General features: G+C 65.7%; 23 protein-coding genes. 9 read left to right on the top strand and 14 right to left on the bottom strand.

Annotated elements, in window-relative coordinates; genetic code table 11:
- The first annotated feature begins 29 nt into the window (after positions 1 to 29).
- Genes ACZYZ9_RS17895 through ACZYZ9_RS17915 form a run of 5 tightly spaced genes read left to right on the top strand, consistent with a single transcriptional unit; the run spans position 30 to position 4,619 of the window.
- Positions 30 to 1,154: a virulence factor Mce family protein gene (locus ACZYZ9_RS17895; RefSeq protein WP_463827784.1), complete on the top strand. Its 1,125-nt coding sequence runs from the start codon at positions 30 to 32 to the stop codon at positions 1,152 to 1,154.
- A gap of 2 nt (positions 1,155 to 1,156) precedes the next feature.
- Positions 1,157 to 2,608, top strand: coding sequence for an MCE family protein (locus ACZYZ9_RS17900; RefSeq protein ID WP_463827785.1), 1,452 nt, complete (start codon positions 1,157 to 1,159; stop codon positions 2,606 to 2,608).
- A 37-nt stretch (positions 2,609 to 2,645) separates the two neighbouring features.
- The gene (locus ACZYZ9_RS17905; RefSeq protein WP_463827609.1) at positions 2,646 to 3,260 is read left to right on the top strand and encodes a mammalian cell entry protein; all 615 of its coding nucleotides are present in this window, start codon (positions 2,646 to 2,648) and stop codon (positions 3,258 to 3,260) included.
- Positions 3,257 to 3,940 carry a hypothetical protein gene (locus ACZYZ9_RS17910; RefSeq protein WP_463827610.1) on the top strand — a complete coding sequence of 228 codons (684 nt, stop codon included), beginning with the start codon at positions 3,257 to 3,259 and terminating at the stop codon, positions 3,938 to 3,940. The genes ACZYZ9_RS17905 and ACZYZ9_RS17910 overlap by 4 nt, the downstream gene beginning before the upstream one ends.
- Positions 3,941 to 3,956: 16 nt before the next feature.
- Positions 3,957 to 4,619 (top strand): CAP domain-containing protein, encoded by a 663-nt coding sequence (locus ACZYZ9_RS17915; RefSeq protein WP_463827611.1) that lies wholly within the window; start codon positions 3,957 to 3,959, stop codon positions 4,617 to 4,619.
- Between the two features lie 18 nt (positions 4,620 to 4,637).
- Here the strand turns inward: ACZYZ9_RS17915 and ACZYZ9_RS17920 are convergent, their stop codons facing one another.
- The 12 genes from ACZYZ9_RS17920 to ACZYZ9_RS17975 form a co-directional block, all read right to left on the bottom strand.
- Positions 4,638 to 5,138 carry a DUF732 domain-containing protein gene (locus tag ACZYZ9_RS17920; protein WP_463827612.1) on the bottom strand — a complete coding sequence of 167 codons (501 nt, stop codon included), beginning with the start codon at positions 5,136 to 5,138 and terminating at the stop codon, positions 4,638 to 4,640.
- A gap of 108 nt (positions 5,139 to 5,246) precedes the next feature.
- Positions 5,247 to 6,101: an enoyl-CoA hydratase/isomerase family protein gene (locus tag ACZYZ9_RS17925; RefSeq protein ID WP_463827613.1), complete on the bottom strand. Its 855-nt coding sequence runs from the start codon at positions 6,099 to 6,101 to the stop codon at positions 5,247 to 5,249.
- Positions 6,098 to 6,910 (bottom strand): enoyl-CoA hydratase/isomerase family protein, encoded by an 813-nt coding sequence (locus ACZYZ9_RS17930; protein WP_463827614.1) that lies wholly within the window; start codon positions 6,908 to 6,910, stop codon positions 6,098 to 6,100. The genes ACZYZ9_RS17925 and ACZYZ9_RS17930 overlap by 4 nt, the downstream gene beginning before the upstream one ends.
- A 19-nt stretch (positions 6,911 to 6,929) precedes the next feature.
- Positions 6,930 to 7,715 carry an enoyl-CoA hydratase/isomerase family protein gene (locus tag ACZYZ9_RS17935; RefSeq protein ID WP_463827615.1) on the bottom strand — a complete coding sequence of 262 codons (786 nt, stop codon included), beginning with the start codon at positions 7,713 to 7,715 and terminating at the stop codon, positions 6,930 to 6,932.
- Between the two features lie 42 nt (positions 7,716 to 7,757).
- Entirely contained in the window at positions 7,758 to 8,516 is a 759-nt protein-coding gene (locus ACZYZ9_RS17940) for an SDR family NAD(P)-dependent oxidoreductase (RefSeq protein WP_463827616.1), read from the bottom strand.
- A gap of 31 nt (positions 8,517 to 8,547) precedes the next feature.
- Positions 8,548 to 9,489 (bottom strand): hydroxymethylglutaryl-CoA lyase, encoded by a 942-nt coding sequence (locus tag ACZYZ9_RS17945; protein ID WP_463827617.1) that lies wholly within the window; start codon positions 9,487 to 9,489, stop codon positions 8,548 to 8,550.
- Positions 9,486 to 10,709 carry an acetyl-CoA hydrolase/transferase family protein gene (locus tag ACZYZ9_RS17950; RefSeq protein ID WP_463827618.1) on the bottom strand — a complete coding sequence of 408 codons (1,224 nt, stop codon included), beginning with the start codon at positions 10,707 to 10,709 and terminating at the stop codon, positions 9,486 to 9,488. The genes ACZYZ9_RS17945 and ACZYZ9_RS17950 overlap by 4 nt, the downstream gene beginning before the upstream one ends.
- Positions 10,710 to 10,722: 13 nt before the next feature.
- Positions 10,723 to 11,925 (bottom strand): thiolase family protein, encoded by a 1,203-nt coding sequence (locus ACZYZ9_RS17955; RefSeq protein WP_463827619.1) that lies wholly within the window; start codon positions 11,923 to 11,925, stop codon positions 10,723 to 10,725.
- Positions 11,925 to 12,692 carry an SDR family NAD(P)-dependent oxidoreductase gene (locus tag ACZYZ9_RS17960; protein WP_463827620.1) on the bottom strand — a complete coding sequence of 256 codons (768 nt, stop codon included), beginning with the start codon at positions 12,690 to 12,692 and terminating at the stop codon, positions 11,925 to 11,927. The genes ACZYZ9_RS17955 and ACZYZ9_RS17960 overlap by 1 nt, the downstream gene beginning before the upstream one ends.
- The gene (locus ACZYZ9_RS17965; RefSeq protein ID WP_463827621.1) at positions 12,692 to 13,858 is read right to left on the bottom strand and encodes an acyl-CoA dehydrogenase family protein; all 1,167 of its coding nucleotides are present in this window, start codon (positions 13,856 to 13,858) and stop codon (positions 12,692 to 12,694) included. The genes ACZYZ9_RS17960 and ACZYZ9_RS17965 overlap by 1 nt, the downstream gene beginning before the upstream one ends.
- A 100-nt stretch (positions 13,859 to 13,958) precedes the next feature.
- Positions 13,959 to 15,038, bottom strand: a complete 1,080-nt coding sequence (locus tag ACZYZ9_RS17970) for an acyl-CoA dehydrogenase family protein (protein ID WP_463827622.1) — start codon at positions 15,036 to 15,038, stop codon at positions 13,959 to 13,961.
- Positions 14,965 to 15,783, bottom strand: a complete 819-nt coding sequence (locus ACZYZ9_RS17975) for a hypothetical protein (protein WP_463827623.1) — start codon at positions 15,781 to 15,783, stop codon at positions 14,965 to 14,967. Before ACZYZ9_RS17975 ends, ACZYZ9_RS17970 begins: the two co-directional genes overlap by 74 nt.
- A gap of 240 nt (positions 15,784 to 16,023) precedes the next feature.
- Between ACZYZ9_RS17975 and ACZYZ9_RS17980 the strand changes: the two genes are divergently transcribed.
- The 3 genes from ACZYZ9_RS17980 to ACZYZ9_RS17990 are packed head-to-tail and all read left to right on the top strand — an operon-like array spanning position 16,024 to position 17,672.
- Positions 16,024 to 16,803 carry a hypothetical protein gene (locus ACZYZ9_RS17980; RefSeq protein ID WP_463827624.1) on the top strand — a complete coding sequence of 260 codons (780 nt, stop codon included), beginning with the start codon at positions 16,024 to 16,026 and terminating at the stop codon, positions 16,801 to 16,803.
- Positions 16,804 to 16,806: 3 nt separating this feature from the next.
- The gene (locus ACZYZ9_RS17985) at positions 16,807 to 17,397 is read left to right on the top strand and encodes a cytochrome c oxidase subunit 3 family protein (protein ID WP_463827625.1); all 591 of its coding nucleotides are present in this window, start codon (positions 16,807 to 16,809) and stop codon (positions 17,395 to 17,397) included.
- On the top strand, positions 17,394 to 17,672 hold the full coding sequence (locus tag ACZYZ9_RS17990; RefSeq protein WP_463827626.1) for a cytochrome C oxidase subunit IV family protein: 279 nt from the start codon (positions 17,394 to 17,396) through the stop codon (positions 17,670 to 17,672). Before ACZYZ9_RS17985 ends, ACZYZ9_RS17990 begins: the two co-directional genes overlap by 4 nt.
- Before the next feature lie 11 nt (positions 17,673 to 17,683).
- On the opposite strand, the gene ACZYZ9_RS17995 is transcribed toward ACZYZ9_RS17990, so the two are convergent.
- Entirely contained in the window at positions 17,684 to 18,652 is a 969-nt protein-coding gene (locus ACZYZ9_RS17995) for an NADPH:quinone oxidoreductase family protein (protein ID WP_463827627.1), read from the bottom strand.
- Positions 18,653 to 19,043: 391 nt separating this feature from the next.
- On the bottom strand, positions 19,044 to 19,211 hold the full coding sequence (locus ACZYZ9_RS18000; RefSeq protein ID WP_463827628.1) for a hypothetical protein: 168 nt from the start codon (positions 19,209 to 19,211) through the stop codon (positions 19,044 to 19,046).
- Positions 19,212 to 19,283: 72 nt separating this feature from the next.
- Between ACZYZ9_RS18000 and ACZYZ9_RS18005 the strand changes: the two genes are divergently transcribed.
- Complete coding sequence (locus ACZYZ9_RS18005) at positions 19,284 to 20,144, top strand: oxidoreductase (protein ID WP_463827629.1); 861 nt, start codon at positions 19,284 to 19,286, stop codon at positions 20,142 to 20,144.
- Positions 20,145 to 20,151 lie beyond the last annotated feature (7 nt).

Raw genomic sequence — 20,151 nt, forward strand, 5'->3', positions numbered from 1 at the left:
CGCGATCCTGGCGGCACCGGTTCACCGGTCTGGCACTGCTCGCGCTGGTGGCTGCGACCTCGGGTTGTGGCTGGCATGGGCTGAATTCGCTGTCCCTGCCGGGCACACAGGGTGACGGCCCGGACTCGTTCTCGATTCAGGCGCAAATGCCCGACGTCAACAACATTCAGGCCAACTCCCGGGTCCGGGTCGCCGACGTGACCGTGGGCCACGTCGAGAAGATCGAGCGACAGGGTTGGCATGCGCTGCTGACCATGCGGCTCAATGGCGACGTATCGCTGCCCGCCAACGTCACCGCCAAGATCGGCACCACCAGCCTGCTCGGGTCCTACCACATCGAGCTGGCACCGCCGCCCAAAGGTGAAGCACCGCAGGGCAAGCTGCGGGAGGGATCGCTCATTCCGCTGTCCCGCGGCGGTGCATACCCCAGCACCGAGCAGACGCTGGCGGCGGTGTCGCTGGTGCTCAACGGCGGTGGAATCGGTCAGATCCAGGACATCACCGAGGCATTCAGCACGGCGTTCCGTGGTCGCGAGCAGGATCTGCGCAGCCTGATCGGCCAGTTGGACGCCTTCACCGCGAACGTCAACAACCAGTCCGGCGACATCATCGCAGCCACCGACAGCCTCAACCGCCTGGTCGGCAAGTTCGCCGAGCAGCAACCGGTGCTGGATCGCGCCCTGGCCACCATCCCCGACGCGCTCGCCGTACTCAACAGCGAACGGGACAACCTGGTCATGGCGGCCGATCAGCTGTCCAAATTCAGCGCGCTGACCGCAGACGCGGTCAACCGGACCAAGACGAACGTGGTCAACGAGCTCAAACAGCTTGGGCCCGTGCTGGAGTCGCTTGCCAACGCCGGGCCCAGCATGACGCGAGCCCTCAGCCTGCTGGCTACCTTCCCGTTCCCGAACGAGACATTCGAGAATTTCCTGCGCGGTGATTATGCGAACCTGACGGGGATCATCGACCTGACGTTGAGCCGAATCGACCAGGGGCTCTTCACCGGTACCCGGTGGGAGTGTCATCTGACCCAGCTGGAACTGCAGTGGGGCCGCACCATCGGCCAGTACCCCAGCCCGTGCACTTCCGGCTACCGGGGTACCCCCGGCAATCCACTGGCCATTCCGTACCACTGGGATCAGGGGCCGTAATGCTGCATCTACACCGGCGGGTCAAGATTCAACTGGCCGTCTTCAGCGTGATCGCACTGATCGCGATGGCGGTGATGGCGCTGCACTTCGTCCAGCTGCCCGCCATGATGTTCGGGATCGGCCACTACACCGTGTTGGTGGAGTTACCCGAATCGGGTGGGTTGTACAGCAGCGGCAACGTCACCTACCGCGGTACCGAGGTGGGCCGGGTGCAGTCGGTGCGCCTGCGCGACGGCGGGGTCGTCGCGGAGCTGTCGCTGAATTCCGGTGTCGGTATCCCGTCCGACCTCAAAGCCGAAGTGCACAGTCAATCCGCGGTCGGTGAGTCCTACCTGGAGTTGCTTCCCCGCAACGCCACCTCGGCGCCGCTGAAGGACGGCGATGTGATCCGGCGGCCCGACACGTCGGTACCGCCCAACATCAACGCGCTGCTCAGCGCGGCCAACGGCGCCTTGCAGGCGATCCCCCGGGACAACCTGAAAACCGTTGTCGACGAGTCGTATACGGCGGTGGGCGGACTCGGACCGGAGCTGTCCCGATTGGTCGCCGGGTCGACGAACCTGGCGATCGACGCCCGAAAGAACCTCGACCCGTTGCTCGCACTGATCGACCAGTCCAAGCCGGTGCTGGATTCTCAGACCCACACCTCGGCTGCGATCGCCGGCTGGGCATCCCACCTGGCCACTGTGACATCGGAATTGCAGGCCAACGACGATGCCGTGGCCGGCACCATCGACGGGGGTGGCCCGGCGTTCGCCGAGATGCGCAACCTCTTCGAGCGTGTGCAGCCGACCCTGCCGATCCTGCTCGCCAATCTGGTCAGCGTCGGGCAGGTCGCGCTCACCTACCAGAACGACATCGAGCAATTGCTGGTGGTCTTTCCAGAAGCCATCGCGGCCGAACAGGCCGGCATCCTCGGCAACCTCAACAGCAAGCAGCCCTACCACGGTCAATATCTGAGCTTCAACCTGAACCTCAACCTGCCGCCGCCCTGCGCCACCGGCTTTCTGCCCGCTCAGCAGCAGCGCAACGCCTCCCTCGTGGACTACCCGACACGCCCGCCCGGCGACCTGTACTGCCGGGTGCCGCAGGACTCGTGGCTCAATGTGCGCGGCGCGCGCAACATTCCGTGCGAGACGGTGCCCGGCAAACGTGCGCCGACGGTGAAGCTGTGCGAGAGCAACCAGCAATTCGTCCCGCTCAACGACGGTGACGCCTGGAAGGGAGACCCGAACGCGACGGTGTCGGGGCAGAGCATCCCGCAGCTGCCGCCCCCGCCCGGAGTCGCCGGGGCGCCGCCGCCGGCACTTCCGCCGCTTGCGGCAACACCCTACGACCCCGCCACCGGCACCTTCTTCGGTCCGGACGGTCAGGTGCACCCGCAGTCCGACCTCGCCCGGAACGCACCAAGGGACAAGACATGGCAATCGATGCTGCTGCCGCCAACGCCCTGACGGCACCGGCTCACCCATGGCTAGAAAGGAGTCATGCATGACCGTATCAAGTTCTGCCACAATCGATTTGGACGACCGCGCCGAGATCCAGGAGCCAGCCGATGACGGCGACGCGGTTGCCGCGGACGCCGGGTCCGAGCCTAGCGCCAAGTCTCGGTTGCGCAGGCCCATGTCCGCGCCGCGACGGGCGACACTGTTCGGCTTGTGCGTGGTGCTCGCCCTCACCGGGCTGGCCGGTTGGTGGGGTTGGCGGCTGCACCAATCGCAGCAGACGCAGGCGCAGCGCAGTCACTACCTGCAGGTGGCCAAGCAGGGCGCGCTGAACCTGACCACCATCAACTGGCAGCACGCCGACGCCGACGTGCGCCGGATACTGGATGGCGCGACCGGCCAGTTCCACGATGACTTCGCCAAACGGTCGCAACCGTTCGTCGAGGTACTTCAGCAGGCCAAAGCGGTCACCGTGGGGACCGTCACCGAGGCCGCGCTGGAATCCGAAACACCGGACGGCGCACAGGCTCTGGTGCTGGTGTCGGTGCGTACGTCCAACGCCGGCGAACCCGACCCGGTGCCGCGGGCCTGGCGAATGCGGATCAACGTGCAGCGAGTCGGCACCGATATCAAGGTGTCTAACGTGGGGTTTGTGCAATGAAACCGATGCTGTTGCGGCGCAACAAAAAGACCGATGCGGAGCCGGTGGTCGACATCGACACCGTCGAAGAAATCGAAGACGTCAAAGACACCGAAGGCGCCGAAGGCACCGAAGACACCACAGAGACTGAAGACATCGACGACGCCGAAGACATTGAGGCCGCGGACCTCGAGCAGCACGCGAGTCGGTGGCGCCGGGTGAACTGGTCGCGCACTGTCGCATACGGTCTGCTGCCCGCACTGGCACTGGTGCTCACCGGCGTCGTCGGCGTGCTGGACTGGCGGGACAACGCGACCCGCAACGCCGCGGCGACCGACACCGACGCGGTGCGGGCCGCCGCCGACGGCACCATCGCACTGCTGTCCTACAAGCCCAACACGGTGCAGGCCGACCTGGAGGCGGCGCGGAATCGACTGACCGGCGCCTTCCTGCAGGCGTACACGACGCTGACCCGCGACGTGGTGATCCCCGGTGCGCAACAGAAGCAGATTTCCGCGGTGGCTACCGTGCCGGCCGCCGCGCCGACGTTGGTGACCCCCGACCACGCGGTGGTGCTGCTGTTCGTGAATCAGAACGTGGTGGTGGGCCAGGACGCCCCCGCGAGCACCGCGTCCAGCGTGCGGGTCACCCTCGACAAGATCGACGGCCGGTGGCTGATCTCGAAGTTCGATCCGGTCTGAGGCAGGGGAGTCTGACATGCGACATCGACAACTGGCCACGTCGGCATTGCTCGCCGCCGCCGCGGGCACGGTCCTGGGGGCACCGGTGGCACATGCCGACAACAAGCGGCTCAACGACAGCGTGGTGGCCAACGTCTACACCGTCCAGCATCAGGCTGGTTGCACCAATGACGTGACCATGAGCCCGGCCCTGCAACTGGCTGCCCAACAGCATGCCCAGGACATGATGGCCAATCGAAACCTGGACGGCGACATCGGCTCCGACGGTTCCACGCCACAGGACCGGGCGGGCGCCGCCGGATACCCGGGCCGGGTGACCGAAACCGTGGCCATCAATCCGGCGATGGCGATCAGCAGCGTCGAGTTGATGAACCAGTGGGTTTCCAACCCCGGCTACGTGGCGATCATGTCCGATTGCAGTAACGGTCAAATCGGGGTCTGGTCGGAGAACAGCCTGGATCGCACCGTGGTGGTGGCGGTCTACGGGCAGTCCGGCAAGCCGCCCCCCAGCACGCAGATCGCCCAGACCGGGCCGGCCCCGGTGGTGGTGTTGCCGCCGAACGTACCGACCGACCCCAGCCCGCAGTACGACGCCTCCGATGAAGTCGAGTTCGCGATCAGCTGGTTCCCCTGGATCCTGCGCGGCGTGTACCCGCCGCCGGCGATGCCGGCGCAATAACCGGCGGATACCGGGGCGCTACCCCGCCGGCGGCGGTTGGTAGCCTGCCGCGGAATTGCGCAACTGCCAGATCTGGTCGGGGCACAACAGGTTAACCGCATAGGACACCAGATAATTCGCGGCGAACTCGTCGTTGGGGGTGACGTCGTTCTTCACCTCACCCAGGACGGCCGGGTACGGCTTGCCGGCAGCGACCTTATCACAGATGCCGTGGCCGTAACCGAGCGCGTCGTTGCCGGCGGGCCAGTTGTAATGCCGGCGCACCGTCACGTTGTACATGTATTCCACCTGGGGGTCCGGTGCGGCCTGCGCCGGTGGCGCCGACACGTACGCCGCGAATGAGGCCGTCGCGACGGTGCACCAAGCAGTCACGGATTTCCGGCCCGTGGCATGTGCCGCCGTACGTTCGCGGGCACCGAGCCGGAGGGCGATCAACAGCAACACCCCGGTCAGTACCCAGCTCGCGGAGGTCAGGATCGCCTGCCAGGTGAGGTCGTTTCCGTGGTCTAGAGGTGGCATCCGCCAACCCTATGGATCGGCGGCAACCGGCGCATCACCCGATCGAAGGTTTTCCGAACCCTCCCCAGGGGGTGCCATGATGTCGGCGCCACCGAGATATGTTGGCAGTCAGCTGAGTTGACCGGGTAGCTCGGCGAGTGCACGGTTGGTGGTCGGCACCTGTATGGCGAGCGCCTGGCCGCGGTTCTCGGTTTCCAGTGCGGCCTGGAAGGAGTTGTTCTCGAAGGCGCGCAGCATCGAGTTCTTGGTGGAGCGGACGCTGTCATCGGAGTTGGCGGCGATCGATTCGGCCAGCGCGAGCGCCGCGTCGAGCGCAGTGGTGGTGTCGCACAGTTGGTTGACCAGACCGATCCGCAGTGCCTCGGCCGCTCGCACGGTGCGCCCGGTGAAGGCGATCTCGGCGGCCCGACCGGGTCCGACAATGCGGGCCAGATTCCAGGAGGTGCCCAATTCGCCGATCGACAGACCGATCCGGACGAAACCGGCACTGAAACTTGCTGTCCGGTCCGCGATTCGGATATCGGTGGCCAGCGCCAGCGACAATCCGCCGCCGGCGGCCGGCCCGCTGACCGCGGCGATGACGGGGTAGGGCAGGGCGCGCAGCCCGGTGGATCCGGCGGCGGCCGTCTCGACCAGATCAGTGAAGTCCGCGACCGACATCCGGGTCAGCACGTCGACCTCGGCGAGGTCGAATCCGGTGCAGAAGGTCTTGCCGCCGGCGCCGGTGATGATCAGTGCCCGCAGCTGTGCATGCCGCAGCACGTCTGCGGCCCAGGCGATCTCACCGAACATCTCGATGGTCTGCGAGTTGCCGCGGTCGGGGCGGTTCACCTTCATCACCACCACGCCGGACCGGTGCTGGTCGAAGGCGAGGGTGTGGGCGGTGCGCAGTTCGTCAAGCACATCGTCCAGTGGTCGTCGCGCCACCCGATTCCATTGGGGCACTACAGGATTGATGCTCATCGTCCGGAGAAATTCGGTGTGCGTTTGGTTTTGAACGCGTCCAGTGCCTCACTCATGTCGTCGCAGCGGGTGAGCAGCGCCTGCCCGCGGTTCTCCAGTTCGAGCGCCGCGGCGAAGGATGCGACTTCCAGATTGGCCTGCAGGGCCCGTTTGGACAGCCGAATGCCGCCGGGGGAGTTGGCGCAGATCTGGCCGGCCAGCTCCAGGGTCTGCTCGAGCAGGTCGTCCGTGCCGGTCACCCGGTTGAGCAGGCCCAGCCGTTCGGCCTCCTCGGCCCCGACAATGCGGCCGGTGAAACCGATTTCGGCGGCCGCGGCCGGTCCGATCAAGCGCGGCAACAGCCACGACGCGCCCAGGTCGCCGGCCGACAGGCCGATCCGCACGAACGCCGCGTTGAACTTCGCCGCCGGTGATCCCAGCCGAATATCGGCCATCAGCGTCAGCGACATGCCGCCGCCGGCCGCCGCGCCGTTGACCGCGGCAATCACCGGCATCGGGATGGCCCGCACCGCGCCCAGGGCGCGGGCGGCGCGTTCCTGCCGGTCCAGCATGCCCAGTGCCGAGAGGGACGCCAGTTCCTCGGCCTCGTCGAGGTCGTAGCCGGCGCAGAATGCCTTGCCCGCGCCGGTCAGGATCACGACCCGCGCCGAGCGATCGTCGCCGATCGCGCGGGCCACTGATTCCAGCTCGTCGAACATGGCCACCGTCATGGCGTTGTAGCGGTCCGGACGGTTCAGGGTCACCTGGATCACTCCGTCTGTCGGCGATTCGACGCACAGCGTCTGGTAACTGCGGTGCAGGTTGTTCACAGGTATCTCCCGGGGGTGCTTAAGCGAAGTGCGGCGAGCGCTTGGCGAGGAACGCGTCCAGGCCCTCGATCGCTTCGCCGTGTTCGAACAGGTCCTGGATCTGGTCGACCTCGAAGCGCAGACCCTCGGCCAGTGGGCGGTCGTAGGCGGCGTCGACGGTGCGCACCACTGCCAGCTGGGCGGGGGTGGACAACGCCGACAGTTCGGCGGCCAGCTCTCGCGCGGCGGCCGGTGCGGTGATACCCGGCTCGGCCAGTCGGTCGATCAGGCCGATCGCCAGCGCCTCGTCTGCACCCACCTGGCGGCCGGTCAGCATGAGGTCCAGCGCCCGACCCCGCCCGAGTACGCGTGGAAGTCGTTGAGTGCCACCGGCGCCGGGGATCAGGCCGAGCTTGACCTCCGGCAGGCCCAGGCGGGCCCGCGTCGTGGCGACCCGCATGGTGCAGGCCAACGCCAACTCGAGTCCACCGCCCAGTGCGAGGCCGTCGATCGCGGCGACCGATACGAGCGGCAGGCCGGCCAGTCGCTCGACCGCGCCCCGCAGCGCATCCCCGTATTCGCGGAACGACGTGGCGTCGACGCTGGACATGTGCTTGATGTCCGCGCCGGCCGCGAAGAATCCGTCCACCGCCGACGTCACCACCAGTACCTTGGCTTGGGTGGTGGCGACGTAGTCCATCGCCTGGTGCAGGCCGGCGATGATCGCCGGCCCCAGGGCGTTGGCGGGCGGCTTGTCGAGCACCACTTCGATGACGGCACCGTCATGGTTCAATGCGACCGGGTCGCGGGTTGCGGGTTGTACCATTGGATCTCCTTCGAGCGCTGCGTAACTGGATCAGCCGCCCGGTCAGGCCATCGTCAGTCCGCCGCTGACCGAGAGCGTCTGACCGGTGACGTACTCGGCGGCGTCGGAAGCGAAGAAGGCCACCGCGGCAGCGACGTCCGCGGGCTGGCCGAGTCGCTTCATCGGCACTGAGCGGGTCATCCCGCCGATCACCTTGTCGGCATCCTGCCCGGAGCTGTCGGCGAACTTGCGCAGTGCCGGGGTGTCGGTGGGGCCCGGGCAGACCACGTTCGCAGTGACGCCCTTGGTGGCGACTTCGCGTGCCAGTGTCTTGGTGAACGCGATAATGCCACCTTTGGCCCCGGAGTAGACCGCCTCCAGTGACGAGCCGACCCGGCCGGCATCCGAGCCGATATTGATCACCCGGCCGAAGCCACGCTCGACCATGCCCGGCACCACTGCGTGCAGCACCCGTAGTGCGCCTTTGAAGTTGATGTCGATGATCTTGTCCCAGAACTCTTCTGAGGTCTTCAGGAAGGGCATGAAGTCGTCCCAGCCGGCGTTGTTCACCACGACCTCGATCTCACCCAGTTCGGCAGCGACCATCTTGACCGCGCTGCGGACCGACTCGATGTTGGTCACATCGACCTGGACTGCGATGGCTTCCCCGCCGGCTTCGGCGATCCGCTTCGCGGTGGCTTCGGCGGCTTCCAGGTTCAGGTCGGCGATCGCCACCCGGAATCCGTTGGCTCCCAGCGTTTCCGAGATTCCTTGACCGATGCCTTGGGCACCGCCCGTGACGAACGCGACCCGATTACTCATCAATTTCTCCTTGTGGTGATTGGTAGTGACGCTAGTGGCAGAAACGTTTGTCCGAACCTGCAGACCAGTCGATCGGCCCAGCGATGATGGAGTGGCTGGTCAGGGTGCGGCCGAGTACGTTCTGGGCGGCTCGGGCAGCGTCGATCAGACTCGGCAGCGAGATGCCGGTCGAGACGCCCATCTCCTCGAACATGCTGACCAGATCCTCCGAAGCGATGTTTCCGGTGGATCCTCTAGGGACGGGGCAACCACCGAGTTCGCCGAAACTGGACTCGAAGCTGGTGCAGCCGGCCTGCAGCGCGGCAAAGGCGTTGGCCAGGCCCTGGCCGCGGGTGTTGTGGAAGTGCGCCGTGACCTCCACGCCGGGCAGTCGTTCGATGGCCGCGGTGAAGAACTCACCTACGTAGGCGGGGTTGGCCATGCCGGTGGTGTCGCCGAACCCCACTTCGGTGGCACCGGCCGCCGCGAATTGTTCGGCGATGTCGAGGACCCGGTTCATCGGCACCCGGCCTTCGAAGGGGCAACCGTAGGAGGTGGCGATCACGGCGGCGCACTTGAGATTCTCGGCGACAATGCGTTTGGCAATGATCTCGTTGTCAGCCATCGACTCGGCGATCGTCCGGTTCACATTCTTCTTGTTGTGTGTCTCCGATCCGCTGACGAAGATCGCGACCTCTGAGAACGTGTCCCGCACCCGCAGCGCGTTGTCGAGCCCTTTGCTGTTGGGCACCAACACCATCAGCGATACGTCGGCGGGGACGGTGACGCCACGCAGCACTTCGACTCCGTCGGACAGCTGCGGGATGACGTCGGGGCGGACGAAGCTGGCCACCTCGATGCGCCGCAGCCCGGTCTGGGCGAGCCGATTGATCAGGTCGATCTTGTCGCTGGTGGCGATAGTTTCCGGTTCGTTCTGAAATCCGTCGCGAGGGCCCACTTCCCGGATGTGGACCTGCCTGGGCAAGGCGCTCACAGCGTGCTCCCTTCAAGTAGTTCATCGCGGAATCGGGGGTCGGCGATCTGTATGAGTCGGTGGGCGCGCTCCCGCAGACTGCGGCCGCGCAGATGTGCGACACCGTATTCGGTGACGACGACGTCGACGTCGGAACGTGCTGTGCTCACCACCCCACCGTCGAGGAACGGCTTGATTGTCGACTGGCCGCCGGAGGTCGCACGCAAGGCGATGATCGACCGCTTTCCGGTGAGCGAGGCCGCCCGGGTGAAGTCGACCTGCCCACCGACCGCACCGACGTACACGCCGCGACTCACCTCCGCACCGACCTGGCCGGTGAGGTCGACCTCGACGGCGAAGTTGATGGACACCAGTGATTGCAGTTGCGAAAGTATCCGCGGGCTATGGGTGTAACTGATCGGCAGGAAGCAGACGGGCATCTCGGGCAGCCGGGTGTACAGCTCAGCCGACCCCAGCGCGGTACCGGCCACGATCACGCCGGGATCGATCTCTTTGCGACTGCCGGTGACCACGCCCTTGTCCACCAGCCGCAGCAACCCGTCGGTGACCATGCCGGTATGAACTCCCAGATGCTCGTGTCCGGCCAGCGCGTCGAGTACCGCGCTACCCATCGAGCCGACGCCCAACTGCACGGTGTCGCCGTCGTCGATCAGTTCGGCGATATGGCTGGCGATGCGTTGTTCGGTGTCGCCGGGCGGACGGGTGGGATCCTCGGCCAGCGGCCGGTCGGTGGTGACCCACGCCGCAAAGCGCTCGAGCGGAATACGAGGAGCGCCAAGGGTTTCGGGCATTCTCTGGTTGATCTCGGCGATCAGCACCGGGGTGTGCGGTATGGCATCGGCGACATAGTCGACGCCGATGCCCAACGAACAGGTGCCGTCCGCGTCGGGCGGGGAGACTTGGACGAGACCGACATCGCAGGGCAGCAGTCGTTCGGCAAACATGCGCGGCAGTGCCGAGTAGTGGCACGGCACCACATCGAGACGTCCGGAACGGCTCAGCTCGCGAAGTTCGCCGAGGCCACCGTAGGAGGACATCGACATGCGGCCCGGAATTGTGATGGCGAGTTGGTCATTCCAGCTCAGCCCGGTGAAGACCTGAATCGGGCCGATCCGCGGGTTCTGCAGAATCAGGGCGTCGACCAGCGGCCGGGGTTCGGCCGCGGCCTGGCCCCACCAGACTCCGTCGCCGCGGCTGAGGTGACTGCTGAAGTCGATCACGGTGCGGACTCGCTCATGCCGAGACCCGTTGCAACAGCGTCGCAGTGCCCAATCCGCCACCACAGCACATCGTCACCAGCGCGAGGTCGGCGTCGCGGCGTTCGAGTTCGGCGACCACCGTCGCCGTCAACCGGGCGCCGGTAGCGCCCACCGCGTGCCCGAGGGCGATAGCTCCGCCGTTGACGTTGACCCGGTCGGTGTCCGGTTGCAATTCCTGCTGCCACGCCAGAACCACCGACGAGAACGCCTCGTTGACTTCGAACAGGTCGATGTCGTCGATATCGATATTATTGCGCTGCAACAGTTTCCGGGTAGCCGGGATGGGGCCGGTCAGCATGATGATCGGGTCCACCCCAACGGTGGTCTGGTCGACGAGACGGGCGCGCGGGTGTAGACCGAACCTGCGCACGGCCGCGTCCGAGCACAGCAGCACGGCGGCGGCACCGTCGCTGATCGGTGACGACGAGCCCGCAGTGATCCGGCCGTTCTCCTTGCGGAACACCGGTTTCAGGTTGGCCAGGGTCGCTACCGTGGTGTCCGGCCGGACACATTGATCGGAGTACCGGATCTGCCCGTCAAGTGTCATCGGGACCATTTCGCCCTGGAACCGCCCGTCGGCGATGGCTTTGGCGGCGAGCGTGTGTGAGCGTGCGGCGAACTCGTCCATTTCGGCGCGGCCCAGCTGCCAGCGATCCGCGATCAGTTCGGCGCTTTCCCCCTGGTGCACAAAGTCATAACGGTCCCGCAGTTCGGCCGGCCAAGGGTCGCCGTAGAGCTCGGAGATCTTGGCGGGTGAGTCGATCGGGACCCGGCCCATGTGTTCGACGCCGCCGGCGATTACCACATCGTGGGTACCGGAAGCCACCAGGGCCGCACCCATCGCCAGTGCGGTCTGCGCCGATCCGCAGCGCCGGTCCAGCGTGGTGGCGGGCACCTCGGGCGGATATCCGGCCTGCAACCAGGCGTTACGTGCGATGTTGCGGGACTGCTCGCCGAACGGTGCCGTGCAGCCGATCACCAGATCCTCTACCGTTGCGGAATCGATTCCGGTGCGGGTGACCAGCTCGGTGTAGCAGGCGGCGAGCATTGCATTCGGATGGGTGTCGCGGTACCAGCCGCGCTCCGGGTGTGACTTCCCAATCGGGGTACGCACCGCTTCGGCGATGTACACCGCACGCCCGGTCGATGCGAACGGCCCGTTGATGGTGCGCCCCATCAGATCACCGTCCCGCCGTCAACCGGCAACACCTGGCCAGTGATGTAGGAGCCCGCGTCGGAGGCCAAAAAGACGAACGTGGGTGCGATCTCGTCGGGGAACGCCCAGCGGCCCAACGGTATTCGCGCGAGAGTTTTGGCTGCCAGCTTTTCGTTGCCGCGGATGTTGGCTGTCATGGCCGTTGCGGCCAGTGGGGCGACGGCGTTGACGGTGATCGACTGCCGCGCCAACTCCTTGGCCAGGGACTTGGTCAGGCCGACGATTCCGGCCTTCGCCGCACCGTAATTGGCTTGGCCGATGGTCCCCGTCAGGCCCGCCGCGGAAGTGACGTTGATGATTCGGCCGGTGCCGTCGGTCGGCAGGTGCGGCAGGGCGGCTTGACTGCACACGAAGCTACCCACCAGGTGGATGTCGACGATGCGACGGAAGTTCTCCTCCGAGAGGTCGCCGAACATGGCCGGGGCGATGGCGCCGGCGTTGTTCACTAGGACGTGCAGGGCGCCGCCACCGAGTTCTGCTGCGGCGCCGGCGGCTTCGGCAGCGGCGGCCGAGTCGCGCACGTCCAGGACGAACGGCTGCGCGACACCCCCGGCGGCCACGATCGACTCCGCGGTGGCTACGGCGGCGTCCTTGTCGATATCGGTCACCAGCACCGCTGCGCCGGCTGCCGAGAAGGCGCGGGCAATAGCCTCGCCGACGCCGCTGCCGGCACCGGTCACCAGTGCCGAGCGGCCGTCGAGTCGGAACACGTCTCTGGGGGCATTCATCAGTAGCTCCTCGGCAGACCCAGCACGTGTTCGCCCAGGTAGTTGAGCACCATCTCCTGGCTGATCGGTGCGATGCGGGTGAGTCGGGCTTCGCGGAAGTAACGCGCGACGTGGTATTCCTCCGAGTAGCCCATACCGCCATGGGTTTGCACCGCGCGATCCGCCGCGTCGAAAGCGGCGTCGGCACACAAATACTTGGCGGTATTCGCCTCGCGCGCACAGGGTTTGCCGTTGTCGTAGAGCCAGGTGGCTTTGCGCAGGATCAGTTCGGCGGCGTCCAGGCGGGCCAGCGAATCGGCGAGCGGGAACTGCAGGCCCTGATTCATCCCGATCGGCCGTCCGAACACTTCCCGCTCGTTGCCGTAGCGGACGGCCGCGCGTAGCGCGGCCCGCCCCATGCCGAGCGCTTCGGCGGCGATCAGGCAGCGCTCTGGGTTCAGGCCGTCCAGGATGTAGCGGAAACCGTGGCCCTCCTCACCGACGCGGTCCTCCACCGGGATCTCGAGGCCGTCGATGAAGAGTTCATTGGACGACACCGCGTTCCGCCCCATCTTGGGGATCGGACGGATCTCGACTTTGTCGCGGTCCAGGTCGGTGAAGAACAGCGTCATACCGTCGGTCTTGCGCTTGACTTCGTCGAACTTCGTGGTCCGGGTCAGTAGCAGAATCTTTTCGGATTCCAGCGCTTTCGAGATCCACACCTTGCGACCGTTGACCACGTAGCGGTTGCCCTCGCGGCGGGCGAAAGTACTGATCTTGGTGGTGTCCAGGCCCGCACCGGGCTCGGTGACACCGAAGCAGACATGCAGATCGCCGGTGACAATGCGCGGCAGATTGCGCGCCTTGAGATCCTCGGAGCCGTGCACGATCACCGGGTGCATGCCGAAGATCGACATGTGCATGGAACTTGCGCCGTTCATCCCGGCGCCACTGGCCGCGACTTCCTCCAACAGGATCGAGGCTTCGGTTATGCCGAAGCCGTGGCCGCCGTAGTCCTCGGGAGTTGTGATGCCCAGCCAACCACCGCTGGCGAAGGCGTCGTAGAACTCGGACGGAAACTCGTGGTTCTGGTCCTTCGTCAGCCAGTAGTGGTCGTCGAATTTTGCGGCCAATTCGGCGACGGCTTCTCGGATCGTCTGTTGATCCTCGCTCAGTTGGAAGTCCACACCGATCTCCGCTCGACGATGCCTACGAAAGATTTATCAGCTCGAGTGCAAATCATACTAATGGACAGACCAAAAAGAAACCGGTGCGCTGCCATCGGCGTCACGCGGTGGCGGGCAGTAACGGCAGCGCCGCCGCTATGCGTTCATTCCAGGTAGCCGGTGCGCCGAACAGCGTCCGGTCCAGCTTGGCGCGCTTGTAGAACAGCTGCAGGTCGTGCTCCCAGGTGTAACCCACCGCGCCGTGCAGTGTCAGGGCACTGTCCGCGACCTCAGCTGCCCCGCTGGTGACCTGGGCCTTGGCCACCGCCGCGTGGACGGCCCGATCGGGCAACTGTTCCTCGGCGGATTGAGCGGCGTAGTACACGATGGACATCGAGGATTCGATGGTGACCAGCATCTGCGCGGCGGCGTGTTTGACCGCCTGGAACGAACCGATCGGTTGTCCGAACTGATGGCGCTGTCTGCTATATTCCACGGCCAGGCCGAGCATCCGCTCGGCCGCACCGAGCGCGTCGGCGGCGACGAGAACCCCTGCCCAGGTGGAAATTTCGCTGAGAACGCTGGTGGCGTCGACGTCGAGCCGGCGTGCGGTGACGTCGTCGAGTTCGATGTCGGCAACCTCCCGTGACCGGTCCAGGAGTGAGCGGGAGCGGATGTCAACCCCTGCCTCGGCGACGTCGACCAGCCACAGGGTTGCGCCGGTGTCGTCGGTGACCGGAACCAACAGGTGCCGCGCCCGCGCCGCGGCGAGCACACACGGAATCTGCCCGTGCAACCGGTTTACGCTGGCGCGCACCGGCCCGAACCCCGCCGGAATGCGATCGGCACGCACCGCCAGCGCGGTCACCTCACCGGACTCCGTAGCAGCTCGGGCCAGGGCTGGTTCGCAGGCCAGGGTCGGGACGACGAGCGCGGTCTGCAGCCACCCGGCCGACGGTGCGGCCGTGCGCCCGAGCTCGCGCGCGGTGAGCGCCAGCTCCAACAGGCCGCCGCCCTGACCGCCGAGTTCCTCGCTCAAACCGACCCCGGCCCAACCCTCCTCGCTGAAGATGTGCTCAAAGGACCTCGGATCCCGGTTCTCCAGCCAGCCGCGCACCGTGGCTGCGTCAGCCCGGTCGGCCAGCCACTCCCGTAGCGACGTCGCGAACAGTTGTTGCTCTGCGGACAGCTCCCAATGCATGACCTTCTCGCCCTTCAACTTCGGAAGTCGCGTCCCGAGCCGACTCCGCTTCTCGGCCCAGCTCTTTCAACATGAACCATGTCGTGATGGTGAGGTAGCCGCCCCAGACGGCAACCGGGACATAGAACGCCAGCAACCCGTGGTAGGCGAACGGTCCGCTCTTCAGGAACGCCGGCCCGGCGGCGAAGAACAACGTCAGCGCGCCGGCAAAGGTCAGCCAGGTGAACCAGCGCGGAACCATCGGTTGATCGCGGTGATCCATCAGCTCCACCACGCCGGTCGCAGCCATCTCGATTGCCAGATAGATCCAGCCCAGTAGGAAGGCGAACCAGGCCCAGTCGTAGAAAGCCTGGATGACGTCGGATCCGCTCTCTCTGCGGTAGGCCGACACGATCCACGCGCAGGCATTGAGGAAGACGATCAGCGAGATGAAGACGCCGCACACCGCGGTGGTGAACGACCATACCGGCCGCCGGCCCTCGATCTTGGCCAGCATGATGCCGAACATGATGGAGCCGGGGGTGAGGATTCCGGCGGCAACGTAGAAGACGCTGCAGCCGATAATCGTGCCCCAGTGGTGCGTTTCGCTGAACCACACCTTGGTCGCGTTCATCCCCAGGTCGGCTCTCGCGGGTTGGTAGAAGTGCGCGATGCCTAGCCAGCCGATCGCGGTGAGCGCCACGAAAATCCAGTTGCACCACAGTGCAATCCGCTGCGAGCCGTAACCTTCGCGGTTCCGCATCATTCGCCCATCGTCATCGGTGACCAACAATGATTCGATAGTACAAATGGACTGACCAAAAATTCAAGGGCTGCGGCAGACCCGGCGGTGCTGCTCTGACCGGTGTCCCCAAAGGGGTAGACAAAGTTTGACTCGTTGGGGGGAAGCCAACCCGACCCCATCGGCGTGACGATCGAAGTGCCGCAGCTGCATCGATCGGGATCGTGTCGATGCGCATCAACAACGTGTCCTAGGAGCAGACCGATGGCGATAAAAACTCAACCCACCCCCTACACCCCGGCGCGGGTACCGGAACCGTACCCGACGGACTACCGAACCTGGAAGATCCTGGCCTGGACCGGTCCGGTGTTCCTGTTCGCGGTCTTCTGCCTGTGGGGGATCGTGGCCGACAACATGCCGCCATTCCCCGCCAGCGCAACGGGAGCCGAGGTCAAGCAGCATTTCCATGACTTGCGACCACGGCTGTTGATCGCACTGAGCGTCTGCCTCACCATGACCGCGTTCTACATGTCGTTCAGCGTGGCGGTCTCGCGAGTGATGGAACGCATCGAAGGTCCCGGCGGGATCCTGTCGAAGATCGAAATGATGGGCGGCACCATCACCTGCGCTCCCGTCTCGGTCACGCTGGCGATCTGGCTGGCGGCCGCGCACGAGGTCGACAATCTTCCGCCCGAGACCATGCACCTGCTCTACTGGATGGGCTGGCTCCTCTTCGATCTGGCGTATTTTGTGACGTCTCTCCAAATCGCTGCTGTCAGCATTGTTTTCATGCGGGACAAGCGGAAAACGAAGTTGGTCCCCAGCGCGGTCAGCTGGTGGGGCTGGGTCACTTTCGCATCGTTCTTCGCGGTCAGCGCCATCCCGTTCGTCACCACCGGTCCGCTGGCCTTCAACGGCGTGATCAGCTTCTGGATCGCCTTCTTCACCTGGTTCTTCTGGATCCCGTCGGTGTCCTACTTCATCATCAAAGCGATCCCGCGCCTACAGGCCGAAGATGCTGCGGCCGAACTTGCGCACGCCTAGTTCGTGAGCGTCGAAACCGCCGAGCGGGTAGAACCCAGACGCCTTCCAGGACTGGAGGGCATCTGGGTCTTCATCGGCGCCGACTCGGTGATCTTCGCGATCCTGTTCCTGACATTCATGCAGGATCGGCTCAAAAAGCCGGCGTTGTTCGAGGCGTCCCGGCACACCCTGAACATCGATCTGGGTGGGGTGGACACGCTGATCCTGTTGACGAGTTCGTGGTTGGTCGCGCTGGCCATCCAAGCCCTCAAGCGTGACCTCGTCGACCGGGTGCCCCGCTACCTGCTCGGGGGAGTGGTCACCGGGCTGATGTTCGTGGTGTCCAAATCTGTTGAGTACTCCCAGAAATTCGCCCACGGCATCACCCCGGGAACCAACCCCTTCTACATGTGGTACTTCACCCTGACCGGCATCCACCTGGCCCACGTGTTGCTCGGTACCAGCCTGCTGACGTATGTGTGGCTCAGGTCGCGGCGAGGTGCCTTCAGCAGCGGCCGCCGGGCGGTCCCGGAATCGGTGGCATCCTTCTGGCATCTCGTCGATCTGTTGTGGATTGTGTTGTTCCCGTTGCTGTATCTGATGAAAGCGGCATGATGTCGGAGTTGCGGGAGCGGGTCACCCACGTCTGGCTGGGTCTGATGGTGTTGACCTGCCTGACGACGTGGGGACTGTCCAAGGATCTGTTCAGCCCCACCGCCGCCGTCCTGGGAACGTTTGTGATTGCGGCGGTCAAAGTGCGGTACGTCATTCTGGATTTCATGGAATTGCGCCGCGCGCCGCTACCGGTGCGCGTGCTTTTCGAAGCCTGGCCGGTCGTAGTCGCAGGTGTGATCCTGGGCTGCTGGCTGACCACGCCGGCCGGGGTCTGACTACGCGCGATCTAGCGCACCCGGAGCACGACTTTGCCTTTGGCGCTGCGATTTTCCAGCGACGCCACCGCGGCCGCGGCCTCCGCCAACGGGAACACATCCGGCTCCGGGGCGGCCAGTTTGCCCGACGTGAACAGCTCCTCCAGCGCAGCCCACTGCTGTTCGAGCGCACCCGGGTGCTTACCGGCCCAGGCCCCCCAACCCACGCCGACCACGTCAATGTTGTTGAGTAGCAACCGGTTCACCTTCACAGTCGGGATCTCGCCACCGGTGAAGCCGATCACCAGCAGCCGCCCGGCCGGTGCCAGGGAACGCAGCGAATCGGTGAACCGGTCGCCGCCGACCGGGTCCACCACGATGTCGACTCCGCGGCCGTTGGTCAGCTCCTTGACCGTGTCCTTGAACCCGTCGGCCAACACCACGTCGGTGGCGCCGGCCGCTGTGGCGATCTGGCCTTTCTCCTCGGAGCTGACCACCGCGATGACGCGCGAGGCACCCATGGCCGGCGCCAGCCGCAGCGCGGAGGTGCCGATGCCGCCGGCGGCGCCGTGCACCAGTACCGTTTCGCCTTGGGCCAGGCGGCCGCGGACGGCCAGCGAGAAATACACCGTCAGGTCGTTGAACAGCACCCCGGCGCCGGCCTCGAAACTGAGGTTCTCGGGCAGCTTGAACACCCGGTCTGGTGTCAACACCGCGACCTCGGCCATTCCGCCGGTCAGCATGGTCAGGCCCAGCACCCGGTCGCCGGCCTTGACGTGGGCACCGTCAGGGGCCGAGCGGACCACCCCGGCGATCTCGGCGCCAAGCACGAAGGGCGGATCGGGCCGGTACTGGTAGAGGCCGCGGGTGAGCAGCGCGTCGGGGAATGCCACCCCGGCGGCGTGCACCTCGACCACCACGCCCTCGCCGGTGGGTTCGTCGACGTCTGCCACCTCGATAGCGTCCGGACCGTCCAGCCGAGTCACCCGTGCTGCGCGCATGCCACCTCCGATGTTGAACCTTCTGTCAATCTACGGCCCTGGCTCGTCGCGATTGCCGGCTGAGGGCCCACTGACCGTGTAGGCCAGAGAGCCAAACATAGCCAGCAGGCCGATCCAGGCCGCGGATGTGTACAGGGGCGTGGCGCGGTCGGTGAGACCGAGCAAACTCTTGACGATCAACACCAGACCTGTCGGCTTCGAGGTTCGACCGGCCGTGATCTCGTTTTGGCTGGAGTTCAACGCGCCACCGACCACGAAGACCAGAAGAAGACGAAGGCACCGAAAAGGCCCCAGCGCAAACGTAATTCACCCTTCTTCGCGAGGAATCGGATGCAACCGGATATGACGGCCACGCTCACACCGATGCCGCCGTACATGAAGCAGGTGCCTTTCAGGGTTCGACGCCACCACTGCTGCGCTGCGCCACCAGCACCCACCACGGCGGCCCGGACGGTGCTCGTTGGGTCCCGATCCCTACGGCGATGGCCACCGGCAATGCCAGGCTTGTCCAGAACAGCGGCTGCCGCAGCAAGCTGCCGCCGTTGGTGGCTCGATCCATGCTCATTCCTCGCTGCGGTCGCCGTCCCGGTGCGCCGCAATCAGACTGTCGGCTCAACGCTAATCTCACGTGATGGAGCAATTTCCACTCGGTCGCCACTCGGTGTCCCGGGTCGGCTTCGGAGCCATGCAGCTGCCGGGGCCCGGCGTGCTGGGGCCGCCGCGCGATCGAGCGGCTGCGTTGTCGGTGTTGCGGCGCGCGGTCGAATTGGGGGTGAACCACATCGATACCGCCCAGTACTACGGGCCGAAGGTGGCCAACGAACTCATCCGGGAGGCGCTGCATCCTTACCCGGAGGATCTGGCGCTGGTGAGCAAGGTCGGCGGCCGACGCGACGACACCGGCGCCTGGCTGCCGTTGTCCGATCCGGGCGATCTGCGCCGGGATCTGGAAGCCAATCTGTGCACCTTGGGTGTCGAGCAGTTGGCGGTGGTCAACCTGCGGGTGATGGAGAGCACCGAACCGGACCAACTCTTCGACGACCAGCTGGCCGTCCTCATCGCCGCCCGCGACGAAGGCCTGATCGGCGGTATCGGGCTCAGCGAGATCACCCACGCACAACTGTTGCACGCGCTGGAGATGACCGAGATCGCCTGTGTGCAGAACAGTTTCAATCTCGTCCATCGCGCCGCGATGCCGCTGGTGGATGAATGCACTTCGCGCGGTATCGCTTTCGTGCCGTTCTTCCCGCTGGGATCGGCCTTCGCCGGGGTGCACAACCCGGTATTGGGCAACGCGGTGGTGGTCCGGGCGGCCGCGCAGTACGGGCACACTCCGGCACAGGTTGCGCTGGCGTGGACACTGAGTGTGGCGCCCAACGTCCTGTTGATCGCTGGCACCTCGTCGGTGCAGCATCTGGAGGAGAATCTTGCGGTCGCCGACATCGAACTCGACGACGACGTCCGTATCCAACTCGACGCGATTGCCGGCTAGTGCCGCA

It is taken from the genome of Mycobacterium sp. IDUB_28 (assembly GCF_055419285.1).